Here is a 19,495-nt window from a genome sequence, read left to right on the forward strand (position 1 = left end):
AAAGGATTCAGATATGCCATTAACCCAAGAAGCCATTCAACATACGATCACTAATCACGTTGCGGTGGTGACGATGAACAACCCGCCAGCCAATACGTGGACAGCAGAGAGCCTCAAGGTACTGAAGTCGCTGATACTCACACTTAACAATGATAAGCAGGTCTACGCACTGGTTTTAACCGGCAGTGGAGAAAAGTTTTTCTCTGCTGGTGCAGATCTCAAGCTATTTTCTGACGGTGACAAAGCGATTGCGTTAGACATGGCGCGATGCTTTGGTGAAGCCTTTGAAACGCTCTCGGAATTCCGTGGTGTTTCCATTGCCGCTATTAATGGTTACGCCATGGGTGGAGGTTTAGAAGTGGCATTAGCTTGTGATATTCGAGTCGTTGAAGAGCAAGCGGTACTTGCTTTACCTGAAGCCAAAGTCGGACTTTTGCCCTGCGCTGGCGGTACCCAAAACCTCACAGCGTTAGTAGGGGAAGGCTGGGCAAAGCGTATCATTTTATGTGGAGAGCAAGTCAGCGCTGACAAAGCAAAAGAACTAGGCCTAGTTGAGGAGTTGGTTCCCAAAGGTGAAGCTTTAAGTAAAGCGCTGGAACTTGCTGAATCTGTTGCGAACCAGTCACCATCTTCTGTCGCCGCATGTAAGGCGCTCATTCAAAATATGCGCTCTGCGCCACTTAAGCACGGCTTAATGAAAGAGCGAGAGTTGTTTCTGAATCTTTTTGATACGGAAGATCAAGTTGAGGGTGTTCGCGCCTTTTTAGAAAAACGCCCACCGCAATGGAAAAACCGATAGGAGGCCACATGGCAGGGATGGTAACCATTAGTGAAATAGAGTGCTTAGATGGCGTGCACCGCATTGGTATCGCAACGTTAGACAACACCGCTTCATTGAATGCATTGACGTATGACATGTTAGTCCAACTTAACGATCAGCTTATCAAGTGGCAAGATGATCCACATATGGCTTGTGTGGTACTGACTGGCGCTGGAGAAAAAGCATTCTGTGCTGGTGGTGATGTTCGAGCTATGTATCACGTCATGCATAACGAGAGTAAAGAAAAAATCGTAGAGTTCTGTACGAACTATTTCTCGTTGGAGTATGAGTGTGACTATCTCATCCACACTTACAACAAACCCATTATCGGTTGGGGAGAAGGTATTGTCATGGGCGGTGGGATGGGGCTTTTTATGGGAACCAGCCATAAAGTTGTGACAACAACATCACGCCTTGCTATGCCAGAAATCAATATCGGACTGTATCCTGATGTGGGAGGTACGTGGTTTTTAAGCCAGATAGATCCGCAAGTGGGCTTATTCCTCGGATTGACAGGTTCAATGGTAAATTCAAGTGACGCTGTCACTATTGGTTTGGCCGATTGGTTACTGTTGGAAGAGCAGTATCCCACCTTACTGGATGAGCTAAAGCGGCTCCAGTGGGGCAAAGAAGATGCGAAAGAGTTGGTAACTGCACTACTACAGTTAATGGAAGAACAAGTTATTGATAGCAAACCAACCACGCAAATTTGTCCATACTTAGATCAGATAGAGGAAGCGTGCAAAGGCTTTGATCTTAATACGATAGCACAGCGAATCATGGCTATCGACGGGAACAGTCAGTGGATAGAAAACGCGAAACAAACGTTCGCCGCAGGCAGTCCGATCACCGCGCATATTTGCTTCAGACAAGTGAAAGAATACCACAGTTTACCACTTGCAGGTTGCTTCCGCTTGGAGCTGAGTTTATCGGTTCGCAGTGCCTTATTAGGTGAGTTTAAAGAGGGCGTCCGTTCTCGGCTTATTGACCGGGATGGCGAACCTAACTGGATGTTTAACAATGTCAGTGAAGTCGATGAAGATATCATCGATACCTTGTTTACCTCACTTTGGCCGGATGACGAACATCCGCTTGCTGATTTGGGTGAACAAACACTAGGTCAATAAGGAGAATGATCATGAGTACCATCGCATTTATCGGTTTAGGAAGAATGGGGCATCCGATGGCGCAAAACTTATTAGCGTCTGGATTTAACGTGCAAGTATTTGATGTCGATAGCGAAGCGGCAAAGCAACTTGCACCTTTTGGTGCGGTGGTGGCGAGCTCTATCGAGGAAGTCGTGGATGGTGCAAGCACGGTCATCACGATGCTACCAGCAGGATCTCACGTTCGTTCCGTGTATCTTGGCGACTTACACGGCGGCGTAGGTGTCCTCAATCTTGTCTCGCCAAGTACCTTGATGATTGATTGTTCAACCATTGATCCGGACTCTGCGCGATTAGTCGCCAATGAAGCGGCAAATAAACGCGTGTTGTTTGTCGACGCGCCCGTTTCGGGGGGCGTTGCTGGCGCTAAAGCGGCGACATTAACCTTTATTGTTGGTGGTTCGGATCAAGCGTTTTCTAAAGCCAATGCGATTTTGCAGTATATGGGAAAAAATGTTTTCCATGCTGGCAAAGCAGGCGATGGTCAAATGGCTAAAATCTGTAACAACCTTATGCTCGGCATTTTAATGTCTGGTACGTGCGAGGCATTAAACCTAGGTATCGATCATGGACTCGATCCAAAAGTGCTATCAAACATCATGCTGCAAAGCTCTGGCCGAAATTGGGCATTGGAGCTTTACAATCCTTGCCCAGGCGTGATGGACAGTGCGCCAGCCAGTCACGATTACCAGCCGGGCTTTATGAGCAAACTCATGCTAAAAGATCTCGGCTTGGGGTTAGATGCGGCGTTACAAACACATTCTTCGGTTCCGATGGGGTCGTTAGCGCGCAACTTATATTCTTTCCACAACGCGAGCGGCCACGGCGAGCTCGATTTCTCAAGCTTATTTGAGTTATACAAGAGTAAGAAAGGCTAGACCGAGTTTTGTGACAAACCAGCCCGAGATGGTGACCTAAAACGCGCATCATTTCGGCCAACTTAGACTGGTTGAGATAGAGAACATTACGAGCTATGGAGTGCACCAATATGGACATAAAAAGTAGTGTTATTGCCATTACAGGAGCAGGGCAGGGGCTTGGGCAAATGATGGCCATTACCCTTGCTCAAGCTGGCGCTGATTTAGCGTTGTTGGATGTAAACGCCAGTGGCTTAATGGAAACACAAGAGCAGTGTCGAATGCTGAGTGCGAAAGCGTTGACATATCAAGTGGATGTCACCAACGAAATCGATGTTGAAACCACGTTTGAAGCGATTATCCAAGATTTTGGTCAACTCAATGGGTTAGTCAATAACGCTGGCGTGTTAAGAGATGGGTTACTTGTAAAAGCAAAAGATGGCGTGATCAGTAAGATGTCTTTGGATCAATTCAATTTGGTCATGAACGTTAACGTGACAGGAACATTTTTGTGTGGGCGTGAAGCTGCCGTCAAGATGATTGAGAGTGGCTCCCGAGGCGTTATCATCAATATTTCTAGTGTTGCGAGAGCAGGGAATATCGGACAAACCAATTATTCTGCATCTAAAGCGGCGGTCGCGACCATGGCGACAACATGGGCTCGTGAGCTCGCAAGATACGGTATTCGCGCGGCGGCGGTTGCACCAGGTGTAGTTCATACCGCGATGGCAGAGCAAATGAACCCCGAAGCCATAGAGCGACTAGAAAAGATGATCCCAGTTGGCAGGATGGGCGAAACAAGCGAAATCGCGCATGCAGTAAAATACATTATTGAGAGTGATTACTTTACTGGCAGGGTTTTAGAAGTGGATGGCGGCATTCGTATGTAAGTGACCACTGAAATAAGGCTCTGATAGACCTGAATAATAAGTCTCTTTCCATTTCAACATTTTCTATGTTGTGGAGTGCTAATTCTGCGCAACCCAAATGTATTTACAACTTATGTTTGGATTTACCTTGAGAATGATTTCTCACAATCCAATAAAGAGATGTAAATACCACTCAAATATTAAGTGAAATCATTAATTTGATGTTGATCACACTTTTGATTTTTTAGCTTCCGCTTCTCATTAAGGCTATCTGTGTAAATGAAGTTGATAGTCAGTCTCATCAATTTTAAGTTTCAACTATTTGTTTTTAAATAATTAATTGTTGAAGCACGAGAAATTCGTGTTGAGGTTAATATTCGATTTAAAGTGTGTAACTTCCATTAATGGAAGGTTAGTTTCCAGTTGTGGCTAATGAGCTTTAACTTTTTACTCCTCATAATGCGCCAAATGTAACATAGTGTTTCAAAGTGTAACAATAAACTCACACTAAGAGTGTGGTTTTGATCTCCACTCAATTCCGTTTTGTTTCGCTCTGAGCCCGACGTTACTCATGCTCAACACATAAACATTCTAATGACTATAACAACTGGTTCTTGGCTTGATACCAATCGTATCGTAGCAAATAACGGTTCATTCTAGCTGGTTAAATGCTTGATGACGAAGTTGAAAAATTGTAAGTAGAATAACTACTTATCGAAGTTTTTTCTTGTTCTCATACATTACCTCTGCGCTATTTGTGAGCTCTTATTTACTTTGATTGGCATCTGCTTTGAAACCAGACAACCATCGAGAAAGTTAATGGAAGCCTCAAGATATAAACGCATCTTGTCGAGGGGAAGTTTGGCGTCCGTCATACTTATGCTCTCAGGATGTAATTCAGCTTTACTTGACCCCAAAGGTGCCATTGGTGTGCAAGAAAAAGAGTTAATTATTACTGCTCTTTTGCTGATGTTGATCGTTGTAATCCCTGTGATTTTAATGACGATTTACTTCGCTTACCGATACCGCGCCTCTAACACTGAAGAAGAGTACGCACCCGAGTGGTCACACTCGACCAAAATCGAAGTGGTGGTATGGACAATTCCAATCATCATCATTGCGATTCTTGCGACGATCACATGGCGTTCGACTCATGAACTAGAGCCCTCCAAACCATTGGAAAGTGATGTTAAACCAATGACCATCGAAGTGGTGTCACTCGATTGGAAATGGTTGTTCATCTATCCAGAAGAAAACATTGCGACGGTAAACTATGTGGCGTTCCCGAAAGACGTGCCAGTGCAGTTCAAACTGACTTCGGACAACATCATGAACGCGTTTTTCATCCCTCGCTTAGGTACACAGATCTACGCGATGCCAGGAATGGTAACCAAGCTCAACCTGATAGCGAACCACGAAGGTGACTACAAGGGTTTTGCATCGAACTACAGCGGCGAAGGCTTTTCGCAAATGAAGTTCACAGCTTCAGCAATGTCTGATCGTGCTGCGTTCCTAAATTGGGTGCAGAAAGTGAAGGCGAGCCCTGATCGTATTGAAGATTGGGAGCAATACAGCTCACTGGCAGCGCCAAGTATCGCAGAGCCAGTCACTTTGTTCTCTAGCGTTCCTCCGTTCTTGTTCACCGACGTTGTGACTCAGCATCCTGGTTCAATGAACTGTTTGCCTGAAAACCAAGGATAATCGTAATGTTTGGAAGATTAACTCTTGATTCAGTTCCATTCCACGAACCTATTATTGTCATCACCCTAGCGGTTGTGGCGCTGGTTGGTTTAGCCGTAGTTTACGCGGTGACCAAAGCCGGAAAGTGGCAATATTTGTGGAATGAATGGTTTACTTCAGTAGACCATAAAAAACTTGGCTTCATGTACATCGCAGTAGCGATGGTGATGCTTGTTCGTGGTTTTGCTGACGCAGTCATGATGCGTAGTCAGCAACTCCTTTCTTCTGCGGGTGAAGCAGGTTACTTACCACCGCATCACTACGATCAAATTTTTACTGCCCATGGCGTGATCATGATCTTCTTCGTAGCGATGCCATTGGTCATTGGTCTGATGAACATCATCGTGCCATTGCAGATTGGTGCGCGTGACGTAGCTTTCCCGTATCTGAATAACTTGAGCTTCTGGCTGTTTGTTGTTGGTGTCATCCTAACAAACATGTCTCTCGGCTTAGGTGAATTTGGTCGTACAGGTTGGCTAGCGTATCCGCCGCTTTCAGGTATTGAGGCTAGCCCAGGAGTCGGGGTCGACTATTGGATTTGGGCGCTGCAGATATCAGGTGTTGGTACGACGTTAACAGGCGTGAACTTCTTCGCGACCATTTTACGTATGCGTACACCGTCTATGCCAATGATGAAGATGCCAGTTTTCACTTGGGCGTCTCTGTGTGCAAACATTTTGATCATCATTTCATTCCCAATCCTAACGGTGACTATCGCTCTGCTTACGCTGGATAGATACCTAGGCATGCACTTCTTTACCAATGATCTTGGCGGCAACGTAATGATGTACGTCAACCTGATTTGGGCTTGGGGTCACCCAGAAGTGTACATCTTGATCTTGCCAATTTTTGGTGTGTTCTCAGAAGTCACCGCAACCTTCTCACGTAAAAAGTTGTTCGGTTACACATCGCTAGTTTGGGCTACCGTAGTTATCACGATTCTTGCCTTTGTCGTTTGGCTACACCACTTCTTTACGATGGGGTCTGGCGCGAACGTAAATGCCTTCTTCGGTATTGCCACGATGATCATTTCTATCCCAACAGGGGTGAAGATCTTCAACTGGCTATTCACGATGTACAAAGGCCGCATCCGCTTTACGACGCCAATGATGTGGACGGTGGGTTTCCTGATCACCTTTACTGTTGGTGGTATGACGGGCGTACTAATGGCTGTTCCGGGCGCAGATTTCGTTCTGCATAACTCAGTATTCCTTATCGCTCACTTCCACAACGTTATCATCGGTGGTGTGGTGTTTGGATGTTTCGCTGCGATCACTTACTGGTTCCCGAAAGCGACCGGTTTCACCATGAATGAAACTTGGGGCAAACGCGCGTTCTATCTTTGGATTATTGGTTTCTTAATGGCGTTCTTACCGCTTTACGCGCTGGGCTTCATGGGGATGACTCGTCGTTTAAGCCAAGACATCAACCCAGAATACTTCCCACTGTTGTCGATTGCCGCAGCAGGTACGGTTGTGATTGCGCTGGGCGTATTGTCTCAGTTCATCCAAATTTACGTGAGTATCCGTGACCGCGAGCAAAACCGTGATCTAACTGGTGACCCGTGGGGTGGTCGTACTCTTGAGTGGGCAACATCGTCTCCACCGCCGTTCTACAACTTTGCGCACCTACCAAAAGGTGATGTGCTGGATGCCTTCTGGTACCAGAAACAAAGTGGCGAGTTCGATCCAACTAAAGAAGTGGAATACGAACGTATTCATATGCCAAAAAACACGGCAACAGGCATCTACGTGTCGGCTTGGTCGCTCCTATTTGGCTTCGGAATGATTTGGTACATCTGGTGGCTAGCGGCGGCAAGTTTGGTCGGTATTATCGTGACGTGTATTCAGCATAGCTATAACGATGATGTGGATTACTACGTGGAAGTTGAAGAGATCAAAGCAATTGAGGCCGAACGTCGAGCTCAGCTTGAAGAAGCGAAGAAAAACTCAGTGAAAGACAGCGAAAGTAAAGATGATCTGGAGGTGACGTATGCAAACTAATATCGCAGCACATCACTACCATGATCACCACCATGACACGAATGGCAACAAGCTATTTGGCTTCTGGGTTTACCTGATGAGTGACTGTGTATTGTTTGCGACCTTGTTCGCGACTTACGCTGTGCTGTCGAGCAATTCAATTGCGGGCCCAACAGGTAAAGACATTTTCGAACTCCCATTCGTGTTTGTCGAAACCATGCTGCTGCTGTTTAGCAGTATCACATTTGGTTTTGGCATTATCGCGATGAAGCGCAACAACGTTGCTGGTCTCAAACGCTGGATGTTAGTCACGTTCGCGCTTGGTCTTGGCTTTATCTGTATGGAGGTCTATGAGTTCCATCACCTGATTGAAGAAGGCTATGGGCCACAAACCAGTGCATTCCTATCGGCATTCTTTACGTTGGTTGGTACGCACGGCCTGCACGTAACCTTTGGTCTGATTTGGTTAGCGGTAGCGTATCATCAACTGTCGACGAAAGGTCTGAACGACAATATGGCAATGCGCTTTAACTGCTTAAGCCTATTCTGGCACTTTCTAGATATCGTTTGGATTTGTGTCTTTACCATCGTTTACTTACTGGGGGTAATGTAATGGATCAACATGTAGAAACCAGTTCGTCAGATTACGTGAAAGGCTTTATTGCCTCACTGATTCTGACGGTAATTCCGTTCTACTTTGTTTGGACGAAATCATTACCAGATACAACGACCTATGCGATTCTATTTGGATGTGCATTAGTGCAGATATTTGTTCACTTTAAATACTTCTTGCACATGGAAACAAAAACATCCGACGGACGTTGGAACCTTGTATCACTGATGTTTACCGCCATTGTTGTACTTATCCTTATCGCTGGCTCGGTATGGATCATCTACAACATGAACGTCAACATGAAGTTGTAGGTCAAGGTATGCTGAAAAGTTATTTGTCTATCACTAAACCGGGCATTATTTTCGGCAACCTGATTTCTGTTGCGGCGGGGTTCTTCCTCGCCGCAAAAACAGAACCAGCCAGTCTAATGTTGTTCGTTACGACGTTAGTTGGTGTTGGGTTAGTCATCGCTTCAGGTTGTGTGGTGAATAATATTTTCGATCGTGATATCGACCAAAAGATGGCACGTACACGAAATCGTGAAACAGTGAAAGGCAACATCAATATCGATATTGCGTTTGTTTATGCACTTGCTTTATTGCTGGTAGGAACCGCACTGTTATTTATCCGAGTGAACCCACTATCCGCTGTCGTCGTGTTGCTTGGCTACGTGTATTACGTGTTCTTTTACACGATGTGGTACAAACGTAACTCGGTGTATGGAACCTTAGTGGGAAGTATCTCAGGCGCAGTTCCGCCATTGGTGGGTTACTTGGCGGTAACAAACTTCATTAGCTTGGAAGCGATTTTACTCTTTACCATGTTCTGTCTCTGGCAAATGCCGCACTCTTATGCCATTGCCATGTTCCGCATGCAAGACTACCGAGAAGCCGGGATTCCCGTATTGCCAGTTAAAGAAGGTATTCATAAAGCGCATCGACACATGAAAGCGTATGTCGTAGCGTTTGGAGCAGTATCGTTGGGGTTATTTTTACTAGGTGAAGCCGGGTATGAATACTTAGCGGTTGCAGCGGTTGTTTGCTTTATGTGGACGAAAGTGACCTTTCGCAGCATTGATGACAACAACTACATCGCTTGGTCAAAGTCGGTGTTTAAAGTCTCACTGCTAGTGGTGATGGGGATCAGTGGTGTGCTTGGTGTCGAGTTGATTCCTCTAGCTCTGTAACAACCAAACCTAAGCGTTTGCTAAACGCCAATATCTTTTGCTGCTGAATGCATGAATGGCCTTACCTGGAAGTAAGGTCATTTAACTTTCTATTGTCCTTTATTTTCACTGTTTTTCCTGTTCCTCCTCTAGCTTCACTATCACGTATTCATATCTAAAAGCAAAAACAACCAGTGTGTAAAACATAGTGGATCGCGCGTTTCCGCTGACGCGTAATAATGCCAAGAGATAGCGACGATTAAGCCAAAAAGTATAAACAGCGCAATAACTCTACTTACCATATGAGAATTCAATATCGATAGTTTGTAATGTAAACATTGGGGGGAGTGCTAGTTCCCATGGCAGCATACAAACTAACAATGTGAATGTTTGAGTTGAATCACCAGCTAGCGAAATACACAAGTTTTACTACTGAAAGTGGGAGAGGAAGCATCTTAACTCCAGTGAAATGAACACGATTAAGAATCATCCTTTTACATAATCTAAAAACTCACTAAACCTTAACCCAGATTAAAGTTTTGTCGTCTCCGAGGCATTAAGGTGCGCCTGTAGTTTGCAGGTCTCAAGGATTCAGAGAAGGAACAGCCATACATCGTGTATCGCTGTTCCTTTTTCGTTCTTGTTTACTTGCGAAAAGATAAAACATAAAGACAACTTTAAGAGGACTGGTTTTGAGCATTTTGTTTTCCGAAGCCCGCATTGGCAACATGACCCTAAAGAACCGTTTTGTGAGAAGCGCAACGTGGGAGAACATGGCGACCGAAGATGGTCACATGACGGCAAAGCTTTACGATATTTACGAAACGCTTGCGAAAGGGGAGGTTGGGCTTATTGTCACGGGTTATGCCAATATCGTTGAAGAAGAGAAACCCAACGCAGGTATGATGGGGATCTACAACGACTCTTTTATTGAAGAATACAAAAAGCTAACAGAGCTAGTACATCAACAAGATTCTAAAATCGTGATGCAAATTGCTTACGGTGGCACCAAAACCACCCATAACGTCGGTGAGCGTGTCATCTTCGCTCCGAGTGACGTGCCTGAGCGTGGTACAAATACGCAAGGCAAAGCGATGACAAAGGACGAAATAGACTACATCGTAAAGGCATTCGCATTGGCGAGTAAACGTGCTCAAGACGCTGGTTTTGACGGCGTAGAGATTCATGCGGCGCACACTTATTTAATTAACCAGTTTTTAAGCCCGTACTATAATCGTCGCGAAGACGAATATGGTGGTGACTTAGAAAATCGCATGCGCTTTCTTTTAGAAATTTATTCTGAAACCAGAAAGCTGGTTGGAAGCGAATTTCCCATCCTCGTTAAACTGACGGCAACAGAGTTCTTTGACGGCGGTTTAACGTTCAATGAAACTCGCGTCGTCTGCAAGAAACTTGAAGAAATAGGCGTTGATGCGATCATCGTATCTGGCAATGTTCACGGCAAAGCAAACGAACTTGTTGGTCAAACGTTCGATGGTTACACACTACAAGAAGAAGGTTACTTTCACGAATATGGTCACGTGATCAGTCAGGACGTTAGCATACCGGTGATTACTGTCGGCGGGCTGAGCGACATTGATGCGATTGAGAAAATTGCAGAAAACACAGGTATCCAATTTTTTGCTGTGTCACGCCCTTTATTGGCTGAGCCACAGTTGATCAAACGTTGGAAAGAAGGCAATCGCGCACCAGTAGATTGTGAACGTTGCTCAAAGTGTCGTACCAAGCGTGGTAACTTTTGCGTGGTGTATAAGAACCGAAATCGTCGCAAAAAATAGAACGAAGCGAATACACAAATACAAATTAGCCTCCACTCTGAATATGGAGGCTTTTAATTATCCGCATGTTAATCGAACCATTATTTATCTTCTTTTTGATAGTTTAAATAATGCACACAAAGATCGTGAAATGCTTTAGCTTGAGGCGAGATCGTGCGATCGGTTAACGTAAATATACCAATTTGCCTTTCAAGTGGTGGATCGATAAGCGGAATCCAAACCAAGCGTGTTTCATTGGTTGGGAAAGCAAGCTTCGGTAGGGTCGTGACACCAATCCCAAGTTCTAAGACAGAAAACAGTGAAGTAATATTTTCGACCGAATAGAGCGCTTGCTGACTCAGAGCTCTTGCTGGGGTTGGATCGAGAAGTGTACAAGTGCCGTTACGGATAAAGGGTTGTTCCAACAAAGTTTGCCACTCGATTCCTTCTGGATGACTCGCAATAGGGTTGTCCTTTAAACACACCACACCTATTGGATCGGCTAACAGCGGCGTAAAGTCAATGCCCCCCTCATCGAGGTGAGAGGGGTTACCGAGCGCTAAGTCGACCTCACCGGAGAGTAGGCGAGCCTCGACGCCAGCGGCATTATCGTCTATCAAGCTTACTTCTACATTTGGATACTGTTCGCAAAAGGCGCCCAACACGCTAGGAATGAGCTTCGCTGCAACAGAAGGAACGCTCGCAATTCGCACTCTCCCTTGCTGTCCGGCAGCGGCTGCTTTGAGATCGTTGTCTAGTGCACTGTAGATATTGAGAAACTGAACCACTTTGGGAAGACAAATTTCACCAAACGGGGTCAATTTGGTTTTGTTTCCGGGTTCAAACAGCGTTTGCCCTAGAATTTTTTCAAGCTCTTTTATCGATGTTGACAGTGCCGCCTGAGAACGATTTGCACGATGTGAAGCGGCTCGAAAGCCTCCTTCCTCGACTACCATCACAAAATGCATTAATTGTTGAAGCTTAATACTCATCCCTAATGCCTCTTAATCCCTTTATTTACGTTATTTTAAATAGAGTGATAAGTTTAATTTATCAAATGTCAAAAATTTACCGTTAGATTTATCGCCTGTCAATGTGCATCATTTAACCATATTGAAACAAAGCTGTTACAAAGGTTGAAAGGCACGTGAATACTCCTACTAAAAAACACCCAGTTAAAACCAGTCTATTTGCTTCTAAAGCGCCGCTTGAATGGGCGATAGTCAACAACGGAACCCTGTATACGGCTCAAATTCCTATTGATGACACAGGCGCGGTTGTGGAAGGCGGTATCGAAGCACAAACACGCCAAACCTTTAACAATCTCATTCACACCCTGGAGTGTGCAGGGGAGTCTTTGGACTCGGTATTACAGGTCCTGATTTACGTGACCGACAGAGAATACTTAAAAACCGTTAACCAAGTGTACGCGGAATATTTTGAAGCGCCGTACCCAAATCGCGCCGCCATGGTGGTTGCAGGGTTAGCGCGAGAAGAGATGTTGGTGGAGTTTGTTGTCTACGCGTCGGCAAGCCAACCAGAATAAATCCAATAAGAACAATTAGAGATCAGTGAGTGGGTGGCTTGCCATCACAAATCGGAAGAACAAGGAAAGAACCATGACTTTTATTAACAATGTTCAAGCAGAAAAATCCCTCTATATAGCGGGTGAGTGGCAATCGGGCATGGACACCATCGCCAATATTAACCCTTCTGATATCAGCGAAAACATTGGCGATTTCTCACAAGCGAGTGTGTCGCAAGTAGAGCAAGCGATTCAAGCGGCTAAATCAGCGCAGCCAGAGTGGGAAAAAACACCAATCGAGCGCAAACAAGCAGTGCTGCAAGCGATTGGTGATGAGCTCATTGCACGATGTGACGAATTGGGAACCTTGCTTTCGCGTGAAGAAGGTAAGCCATTTGCTGAAGGTCGAGGTGAGATTTACCGTGCTGGCCAATTCTTCCAATACTTTGCTGCTGAGGTTCTGCGTCAAATTGGCGATAACGCTGCTTCCGTCCGTCCAGGTGTCTCCGTTGAAGTTACTCGTGAAGCCGTCGGCGTTATCGCCATTATCTCTCCTTGGAACTTTCCAACAGCAACAGCTGCTTGGAAAATCGCGCCAGCACTTGCGTTTGGCAACAGCGTCGTCTGGAAGCCTGCCAACCTAACCCCAGCAAGTGCCGTCGCGCTGACAGAGATTATCCATCGCCAAGGTTTACCTGCTGGCACGTTTAACCTCGTTTTGGGTAGCGGTTCGCAAGTAGGTAATACCCTTATCAATTCGAAGGATGTGAACGGCGTGAGCTTCACTGGTTCTGTGGACACAGGCCGTAAAGTTGCAGCGGCTACGGCACCAAACTTTGTACGTTGTCAGCTAGAGATGGGCAGCAAAAACGCGCTCGTAGTGGCAGATGATGCAGACATTCAAATTGCTGTCGAAGCGACAATCGCAGGCTCATTCTCGGGTGCAGGTCAAAAATGTACCGCGTCTTCTCGTCTTGTGGTTATGGACGGAATTCACGACGCGTATGTTGAAGCGCTAATCAAACGCATGAGCGAACTTAAAGTGGGTCACGCACTGGAAGAGGGCGTGTTCATGGGCCCTGTGGTTGATGGTAACCAGCTGAATGCGAACTTTGAGTGGATCGAAAACGCACGCCAAGCAGGCGCGGAGTTGGCTTTCGGTGGTGAGCGTCTGAGCCTAGAGCATGACGGTTACTACATGTCACCAACCCTGTTCTTGAACACACAAAACAGCTGGGAAGTGAACCAAGAAGAAGTCTTTGCACCAATGGCAAGCGTGATTCGCGTTTCTGATCTGGATGAGGCAATTGCAGTCGCGAACGATACGCGCTTTGGCCTGACAGGCGGCATTATCACGCAAAGCTTGCGTAATAGCGCGATCTTCAAACAGCAAGTCCAAACGGGCTGCGTCATGGTTAACTTGCCAACTGCGGGTACAGATTATCACGTTCCATTTGGTGGCCGTAAAGAATCTAGCTTTGGCCCTCGTGAGCAAGGTCAGTACGCCAAAGAGTTCTACACCGTGGTGAAAACCGCTTATCAGCGCCCTTACTAAGAACAGCAGGGTAGCTGATGGTGTCAGCTGCCCGCACGAAAAGGCTAAGAAATTGTTTAAGGAGTGGTTATGTACCAACAACGGATTGTGATTGACGGATTGCAGTACTGCAATTGGGATCGAGAGTATTTCCAAACGCTTAAGGCGAGTGGCATTACCGCCGTTCATGCCACCATCGTCTACCACGAAACTGCGCGCGAAACCTTAACGCGTTTTGCTGAGTGGAACTTGCGCTTCGAGCAAAATGCGGACCTCATCATGCCTATTTATTCAATGGCAGATGTAGAAAAAGCCAAAGCAGAAGGCAAAGTCGGCATCTTCTTCGGCGCGCAAAATTGCTCACCTATCGATGATGAAATTGGTCTGATTGAAGTGATGCGCCGCCAAGGTCTGCTGATCATGCAACTGACCTACAACAACCAAAGCTTACTGGCGACAGGTTGTTACGAACAAAACGATTCCGGCGTAACTCGCTTTGGTAAGCAAGCGATTGAAGAGATGAACCGAGTCGGAATGATCATTGATATGTCCCACAGTGCAGAGCGTTCGACGTTGGAAGCCATCGATCTTTCTTCGCGTCCAATTTGTATCAGCCATGCTAACCCGACGTTTGCGCATGACGCACTGCGCAACAAGTCCAACACCGTGATCAAAGCACTGACGGAGCGCGGTGGTTTGATTGGATTCAGTTTATATCCGTTCCATTTGCCAAATGGCAGCCAGTGCACGCTGGATGATTTCTGCCAGATGGTAGCGAAAACCGCAGACATGTTTGGCGTCGACCATTTAGGCATCGGTAGTGATCTGTGCTTAAACCAACCGCAACAAGTATTGGAATGGATGCGCAACGGGCGTTGGTCAAAAGCGATGGATTACGGCGAAGGTTCAGCAAGTAACTCGGGATGGCCAGATGCGCTGCCATGGTTCTGCGGCAGCGCAGGGATGGAGAACATCTACAACGGATTAATGGGTCACGGATTCAGTGAATCTGAGGCTGGAAAAATATTGGGTGAAAACTGGTTCAACTTCCTTAAAGAAGGATTAGAGCCTATTTCATAGCATTCCCCAAAGTAGGAACCGCCTGCCCACATAATAACAATACGGCAGGCGTAAAACTCACATTTGTAGCCAGTCTTTGGCTGCTGCAAAGAACCTCTGGAGCCAGAGTATGTCTGATTTAACCAATAGCATGAAAGCTTCCACGATGAGCGTGTCATCGGGCAAGTCGAAAGCAAAACACAACACATCAACAACAGAAAACACGACGGACAAATTAGGACTGAATAACCCGGCCTTTTGGTATAGCGGTGGTTTCATCGCGTTGTTCGTTGCTATTGCACTTTATGACGGCGAGCTGTTATCTACGATCGTTAACGCTGGCTTTGGCTGGGCAGTTCAGGTATTTGGTCCATACTGGCAGTTACTGCTGCTTCTCACTTTTCTTATTGGTCTTGGCTTGGCTGCAGGGCGAACAGGCAAGGTGATGTTGGGCGGGATTGCAAAACCAGAAATGGATTCTTTCCGCTGGATGGCGATTATTTTCTGTACCTTATTGGCTGGTGGTGGCGTTTTCTGGGCCGCGGCTGAGCCTATCGCGCATTATGTTAGCCCACCTCCTTTGTACGGCGCGCAAGATAACCCGCAGCAAGGTGCGGTGAATGCGTTGTCGCAATCCTTTATGCACTGGGGCTTTCTAGCTTGGGCGATTGTAGGTAGCTTAACTTCCATCGTGGTGATGCACCTACATTACGACAAAGGTTTACCACTAAAACCCCGTATTTTGCTTTACCCAGTCTTGGGCGAACGAGCACTTAAAGGCCAACTCGGTGCATTGATTGACGCATGCTGCATTATCGCGGTAGCCGCGGGCACCATCGGGCCCATTGGGTTTCTAGGCTTGCAGGTTAGCTACGCGTTAAATGCGCTGTTTGATATTCCTGATGGCTTTACCACTCAACTTATCATCATCTTGTTTGCGATTGCTCTTTACACCCTGTCAGCACTCAGTGGATTAAGCCGAGGCATGCAACTGCTTAGTCGTTACAACGTGATTCTGGCAATGGCATTGATGGTTTACATCCTGTTTTTTGGCCCTACGAATTTTATCTTTAACGGATACATTCAAGGTGTAGGGAGCATGCTGGATAACTTTATCCCAATGGCGACCTACCGTGGTGATGAAGGTTGGCTAAGCTGGTGGACAGTATTTTTCTGGGGCTGGTTCCTTGGTTATGGTCCGATGATGGCAATTTTTATTGCGCGTATTTCCCGTGGTCGAACTATCCGCCAAATCATTTCCACCATCAGTATTGTGGCTCCGTTAACCACCTGTTTTTGGTTCACGATTGTGGGCGGCTCAGGCCTTGCGTTTGAAATTGCTGAACCGGGTAGCGTGAGTGCGGCGTTCGAAGGCTTTAACCTGCCAGGTGCTTTGCTTGCGGTGACTCAGCAACTACCAATGCCAATGCTGACTTCAATTCTATTTCTGATTTTAACCACGATCTTCATCGTCACGACGGGCGACTCAATGACCTACACAATCAGTGTCGTGATCAGTGGTGAAACGGAGCCGAATGCGATCATCCGTACCTTCTGGGGCGTAATGATGGGTGTGACGGCACTAATCCTGATTTCTCTTGGCTCTGGTGGCATCTCTGCACTGCAATCTTTCATTGTGATTACCGCGGTTCCGGTTTCGTTGATTCTGTTACCGTCACTTTGGAATGCGCCGCAAATCGCAATCAAAATGGCGAAAGAGCAAGGGCTATAACAATTATCTAATTCAAACAACGTGGAGCTTGTGCGGGTGTTTTCCTCCTGCATCCGCACAAACCCTAGTATTCTTACAATAACAAATAGGTGGTGAGCAAAATGGATGCACATCGTTCTACTTATACGGAAGCAACTATGCGCGATGCAGCGATTGTCATGGCAGCCGAAAGGCTTGGCGCAATGCACCAAAACCGAATCAGCTTTGTACGCAGTCTGATTCGTAATATGGCAAGCCAAAACTGGCAAGTAACCAAGCATGAGTGGCAGCTTTGTCCTCGTGGTTATGGTCATGTGATTTACAAATTGACCACGCCAGAGCACGTTTATCATTTGGTGGTATTCTGTGATGAAATTGCCGACGACGAGCGTAATGATCGCGTAATTGCTGAAAAGTGGGACGTCACATTTGCACTGGTTCAAGGCGATGTTGATGTTACTTTGTTGGAAAGATTGCGAGAAAATGTACCGCTGCAAGAAGCGGGACGTAATCCAAACAACGTACTTGTTCTTGCTCGCGCAAATAAAAGTGTGCGCGTGTTTGAGCACATTGTTAGCGCACTTTCTCAAGGCGAGCAGCCTGAGCCGAAAGAGTTAGCGGAAGTGGGTTATATCCTGCGTACCACAGCAGTTTATGGTAACGGAAAGTTTGGTATCGCCGATTTCAAACTGTTAGAGAACAACTCAGATTTCAGCCAGTCTTTTAGTGCGCAAATGTGTGCCGTATATATGTTGCGTGAATTCAGCCTAGATTGGGTGCACTATCTGGCACTTCAACAAGGTGGCGACAACGCGGTGGCTTTGCATCGTGGCTTGCAGCGCTACCTTGGTGTCGGCAATGCGACTGGCTTAGGCATGGCTCCATACTTGATTAATCACCCGTGCATCGTTGACCAATGGATGACCGCTCGCGAACGTGCGGTAGCGCGAGTCTTTGCGATGCCATGTGAAGCTTCATTCCATGCTCCTTTGCAAGGATTACTACAAAAAGCACAGCGTCATTTAGAGCAAGTCATCACCATCAATGAACATCAAGATAGGCTCAATCACCAAGCGATATCAGACATCAAACAACTGCTATCAGAGCTAACAACGTTAATGGCATCACATCCGAACTGGGCGAGTTTGGTCGAGCATAAGAAAACAATGAGTGTGGAAGCCCAAGAAATCCTCACCTCTTGCTTGATCGAACTCTACCCATCTTTAGTGGATGAATTTGCTAGCCAAATGAATACGGATGAAATGTTATCTATTCCGGGCGGGAAAAAGATCCAAGATTTACTGGAAGTGTTGCAAAGCAAGTACCGCTGGGCGATTGATGCGGATTACTCACTAGCCGAGAACAACTACTGGTTCTGGTATCGCTCACAAGATAAAGAAGAGCCAAGGCTTGGTGTTCGCGGGGAAGAGGCTGGAGAAGAAAAAGAACTGCCGCTTGATATCGGCAGACAAGTGAATCGCTTGTACCAGGCCTTGCTTGACTGTGATGTAGAAATGTCCGTAGCAGAGTTTCTATTGCAAAAACCGGCTTATCGTTCGATCACACGTCGCGTATGGACGCTAGGCAACCGTGCGATGGGGGATATTCAAATGAATGTGCTGCGTAAAGATGCGTTACCAATGCACTTACTGCGCTGTAAATTGGCGATCTTTGGCGCGACTAAGTTTGATCCGCGCTCGGATCGTTGGGTTCGAGTAACTTTCTTCCAAGGTGCGCCGTTGTTAGATGAAATTCACGACCCTAAACTGGCAGACACATGGATTTTCCCTAGCATGCCGCCACGTGACGAAATTGCGCAAAGTGATAATCAAAAAATCAGTGGAGGATTTGCATTATGATCGTCTCTCACAACGAATTGGTGGCCGCGGTTAATAAGGCATTTCTTGGCATGCGCCGTCACTGTGGTGAGGCGGATGTCATTGCGAACATGGTGGCGGACTTGCAAATGGTTGGCTTACATGGAGTTCGTCATTTTAATAACGCCAGTCTGTTTCTTGGGTTAGATTCAGACTGCGCCGTATCGGTGACCAACAGTACGCCGTCAAACATAGAGGTAGAACTGCACAACGGGAGTGTAGCGTGTCATTTACCCGCTGTGTTGGATTTCGCACTTGAGAAAATGATTAACCGTAAGTCGATTACTATCACGTTGACGCAGTGCCATAACCGTTGGCTAGGTTTTAGTGAGTTGTTGAAACTCTCTGCAAAAGGCATTGCGTGTCGAGCACAGTGGATCAATGGCTCAAGTCCCAAGCGAACGCTTTATGTGTTAAACCGTGGACGAATCGCACCAGAAGTCTTTTTCTCGGATCGGTTTGATGGGCATGATACGGATTTGCATAGTATGGTTATCGAGCTCTCCGTGAACGATTTCGATATCGAGAAAAGTGCACAAGGGTATACCACCCACATTGAAGGTGATGAGTTAAGCCGCACGCAACAAGCTTCTTGGCAAAATGGTATCTTTGTCGAAGACCAAGAATGGGAAACACTGAAACAAACAGCAACCGCGTTGCTGGTGGAGAACAGTGAGCGTTCTATGCTCGGTGCTGGTGGTGTGGTTTAAGCGATGAAAGGCGATGATTCCAAGTAGAAGTGATGAAGGCTGCTGTTTAGCGGCCTTTTTTGTGCGCAATGTTTGGTCACTTCTGAAGT

At 46.3% G+C, this 19,495-nt stretch carries 17 protein-coding genes; 16 read left to right on the forward strand and 1 reads right to left on the reverse strand.

The window, feature by feature from the left end:
* Positions 1–13: 13 nt before the first annotated feature.
* The 10 genes from R7Q38_RS03610 to R7Q38_RS03655 all read left to right on the forward strand — a co-directional run bounded on the left by R7Q38_RS03610 (position 14) and on the right by R7Q38_RS03655 (position 11,011).
* The gene (locus R7Q38_RS03610) at positions 14–799 is read left to right on the forward strand and encodes an enoyl-CoA hydratase (RefSeq protein WP_053307785.1); all 786 of its coding nucleotides are present in this window, start codon (positions 14–16) and stop codon (positions 797–799) included.
* 8 nt (positions 800–807) lie between these two features.
* Positions 808–1,947, forward strand: a complete 1,140-nt coding sequence (locus R7Q38_RS03615; protein WP_053307784.1) for an enoyl-CoA hydratase/isomerase family protein — start codon at positions 808–810, stop codon at positions 1,945–1,947.
* 11 nt (positions 1,948–1,958) lie between these two features.
* Positions 1,959–2,864, forward strand: coding sequence for a 3-hydroxyisobutyrate dehydrogenase (gene mmsB / locus R7Q38_RS03620; RefSeq protein ID WP_053307783.1), 906 nt, complete (start codon positions 1,959–1,961; stop codon positions 2,862–2,864).
* A gap of 110 nt (positions 2,865–2,974) precedes the next feature.
* On the forward strand, positions 2,975–3,733 hold the full coding sequence (locus tag R7Q38_RS03625; protein ID WP_239938545.1) for an SDR family oxidoreductase: 759 nt from the start codon (positions 2,975–2,977) through the stop codon (positions 3,731–3,733).
* Between the two features lie 798 nt (positions 3,734–4,531).
* Complete coding sequence (gene cyoA, locus R7Q38_RS03630; protein ID WP_005388604.1) at positions 4,532–5,413, forward strand: ubiquinol oxidase subunit II; 882 nt, start codon at positions 4,532–4,534, stop codon at positions 5,411–5,413.
* Positions 5,414–5,418: 5 nt separating this feature from the next.
* Positions 5,419–7,455, forward strand: coding sequence for a cytochrome o ubiquinol oxidase subunit I (gene cyoB / locus R7Q38_RS03635; RefSeq protein ID WP_005375781.1), 2,037 nt, complete (start codon positions 5,419–5,421; stop codon positions 7,453–7,455).
* Positions 7,445–8,047, forward strand: a complete 603-nt coding sequence (gene cyoC / locus R7Q38_RS03640) for a cytochrome o ubiquinol oxidase subunit III (RefSeq protein ID WP_213970802.1) — start codon at positions 7,445–7,447, stop codon at positions 8,045–8,047. Before cyoB ends, cyoC begins: the two co-directional genes overlap by 11 nt.
* Positions 8,047–8,358 (forward strand): cytochrome o ubiquinol oxidase subunit IV, encoded by a 312-nt coding sequence (gene cyoD / locus R7Q38_RS03645; protein ID WP_005375783.1) that lies wholly within the window; start codon positions 8,047–8,049, stop codon positions 8,356–8,358. The genes cyoC and cyoD overlap by 1 nt, the downstream gene beginning before the upstream one ends.
* Complete coding sequence (gene cyoE, locus R7Q38_RS03650) at positions 8,319–9,233, forward strand: heme o synthase (protein WP_017634257.1); 915 nt, start codon at positions 8,319–8,321, stop codon at positions 9,231–9,233. Before cyoD ends, cyoE begins: the two co-directional genes overlap by 40 nt.
* 671 nt (positions 9,234–9,904) lie before the next feature.
* Positions 9,905–11,011: an NADH:flavin oxidoreductase gene (locus tag R7Q38_RS03655; RefSeq protein WP_054576783.1), complete on the forward strand. Its 1,107-nt coding sequence runs from the start codon at positions 9,905–9,907 to the stop codon at positions 11,009–11,011.
* An 80-nt stretch (positions 11,012–11,091) separates the two neighbouring features.
* Here R7Q38_RS03655 and R7Q38_RS03660 read toward each other — a convergent pair whose 3' ends face one another.
* Positions 11,092–11,982, reverse strand: a complete 891-nt coding sequence (locus R7Q38_RS03660; RefSeq protein WP_005375788.1) for a LysR family transcriptional regulator — start codon at positions 11,980–11,982, stop codon at positions 11,092–11,094.
* Between the two features lie 155 nt (positions 11,983–12,137).
* Here R7Q38_RS03660 and R7Q38_RS03665 point away from each other — a divergent pair, with 155 nt between their 5' ends.
* The 6 genes from R7Q38_RS03665 to R7Q38_RS03690 all read left to right on the forward strand — a co-directional run bounded on the left by R7Q38_RS03665 (position 12,138) and on the right by R7Q38_RS03690 (position 19,406).
* A complete protein-coding gene (locus tag R7Q38_RS03665; RefSeq protein WP_005375789.1) occupies positions 12,138–12,536 on the forward strand; it encodes a RidA family protein in 399 nt (132 codons plus the stop codon).
* Between the two features lie 73 nt (positions 12,537–12,609).
* Positions 12,610–14,070, forward strand: a complete 1,461-nt coding sequence (locus R7Q38_RS03670) for an aldehyde dehydrogenase family protein (protein WP_085568960.1) — start codon at positions 12,610–12,612, stop codon at positions 14,068–14,070.
* A gap of 69 nt (positions 14,071–14,139) precedes the next feature.
* Complete coding sequence (locus R7Q38_RS03675; protein WP_005388594.1) at positions 14,140–15,129, forward strand: membrane dipeptidase; 990 nt, start codon at positions 14,140–14,142, stop codon at positions 15,127–15,129.
* 109 nt (positions 15,130–15,238) lie between these two features.
* On the forward strand, positions 15,239–16,840 hold the full coding sequence (locus R7Q38_RS03680; protein WP_017634251.1) for a BCCT family transporter: 1,602 nt from the start codon (positions 15,239–15,241) through the stop codon (positions 16,838–16,840).
* 101 nt (positions 16,841–16,941) lie between these two features.
* A complete protein-coding gene (locus R7Q38_RS03685; protein WP_318114073.1) occupies positions 16,942–18,678 on the forward strand; it encodes a hypothetical protein in 1,737 nt (578 codons plus the stop codon).
* Positions 18,675–19,406 (forward strand): DUF3726 domain-containing protein, encoded by a 732-nt coding sequence (locus R7Q38_RS03690; protein WP_318114075.1) that lies wholly within the window; start codon positions 18,675–18,677, stop codon positions 19,404–19,406. The genes R7Q38_RS03685 and R7Q38_RS03690 overlap by 4 nt, the downstream gene beginning before the upstream one ends.
* Positions 19,407–19,495: the final 89 nt, after the last annotated feature.

Source organism: Vibrio sp. Vb0598 (assembly GCF_033338935.1).
In the GTDB taxonomy this organism is placed as follows: Bacteria; Pseudomonadota; Gammaproteobacteria; order Enterobacterales; family Vibrionaceae; genus Vibrio; species Vibrio alginolyticus.

Bases quoted from the DNA above. Each gene is read 5' to 3' on its own strand.
- R7Q38_RS03610 (WP_053307785.1), top strand. From the start codon at position 14: ATGCCATTAACCCAAGAAGCCATTCAACATACGATCACTAATCACGTT.
- R7Q38_RS03615 (WP_053307784.1), top strand. From the start codon at position 808: ATGGCAGGGATGGTAACCATTAGTGAAATAGAGTGCTTAGATGGCGTG.
- mmsB (WP_053307783.1), top strand. From the start codon at position 1,959: ATGAGTACCATCGCATTTATCGGTTTAGGAAGAATGGGGCATCCGATG.
- R7Q38_RS03625 (WP_239938545.1), top strand. From the start codon at position 2,975: ATGGACATAAAAAGTAGTGTTATTGCCATTACAGGAGCAGGGCAGGGG.
- cyoA (WP_005388604.1), top strand. From the start codon at position 4,532: ATGGAAGCCTCAAGATATAAACGCATCTTGTCGAGGGGAAGTTTGGCG.
- cyoB (WP_005375781.1), top strand. From the start codon at position 5,419: ATGTTTGGAAGATTAACTCTTGATTCAGTTCCATTCCACGAACCTATT.
- cyoC (WP_213970802.1), top strand. From the start codon at position 7,445: ATGCAAACTAATATCGCAGCACATCACTACCATGATCACCACCATGAC.
- cyoD (WP_005375783.1), top strand. From the start codon at position 8,047: ATGGATCAACATGTAGAAACCAGTTCGTCAGATTACGTGAAAGGCTTT.
- cyoE (WP_017634257.1), top strand. From the start codon at position 8,319: ATGGATCATCTACAACATGAACGTCAACATGAAGTTGTAGGTCAAGGT.
- R7Q38_RS03660 (WP_005375788.1), bottom strand. From the start codon at position 11,982: ATGAGTATTAAGCTTCAACAATTAATGCATTTTGTGATGGTAGTCGAG.
- R7Q38_RS03670 (WP_085568960.1), top strand. From the start codon at position 12,610: ATGACTTTTATTAACAATGTTCAAGCAGAAAAATCCCTCTATATAGCG.
- R7Q38_RS03675 (WP_005388594.1), top strand. From the start codon at position 14,140: ATGTACCAACAACGGATTGTGATTGACGGATTGCAGTACTGCAATTGG.
- R7Q38_RS03680 (WP_017634251.1), top strand. From the start codon at position 15,239: ATGTCTGATTTAACCAATAGCATGAAAGCTTCCACGATGAGCGTGTCA.
- R7Q38_RS03685 (WP_318114073.1), top strand. From the start codon at position 16,942: ATGGATGCACATCGTTCTACTTATACGGAAGCAACTATGCGCGATGCA.
- R7Q38_RS03690 (WP_318114075.1), top strand. From the start codon at position 18,675: ATGATCGTCTCTCACAACGAATTGGTGGCCGCGGTTAATAAGGCATTT.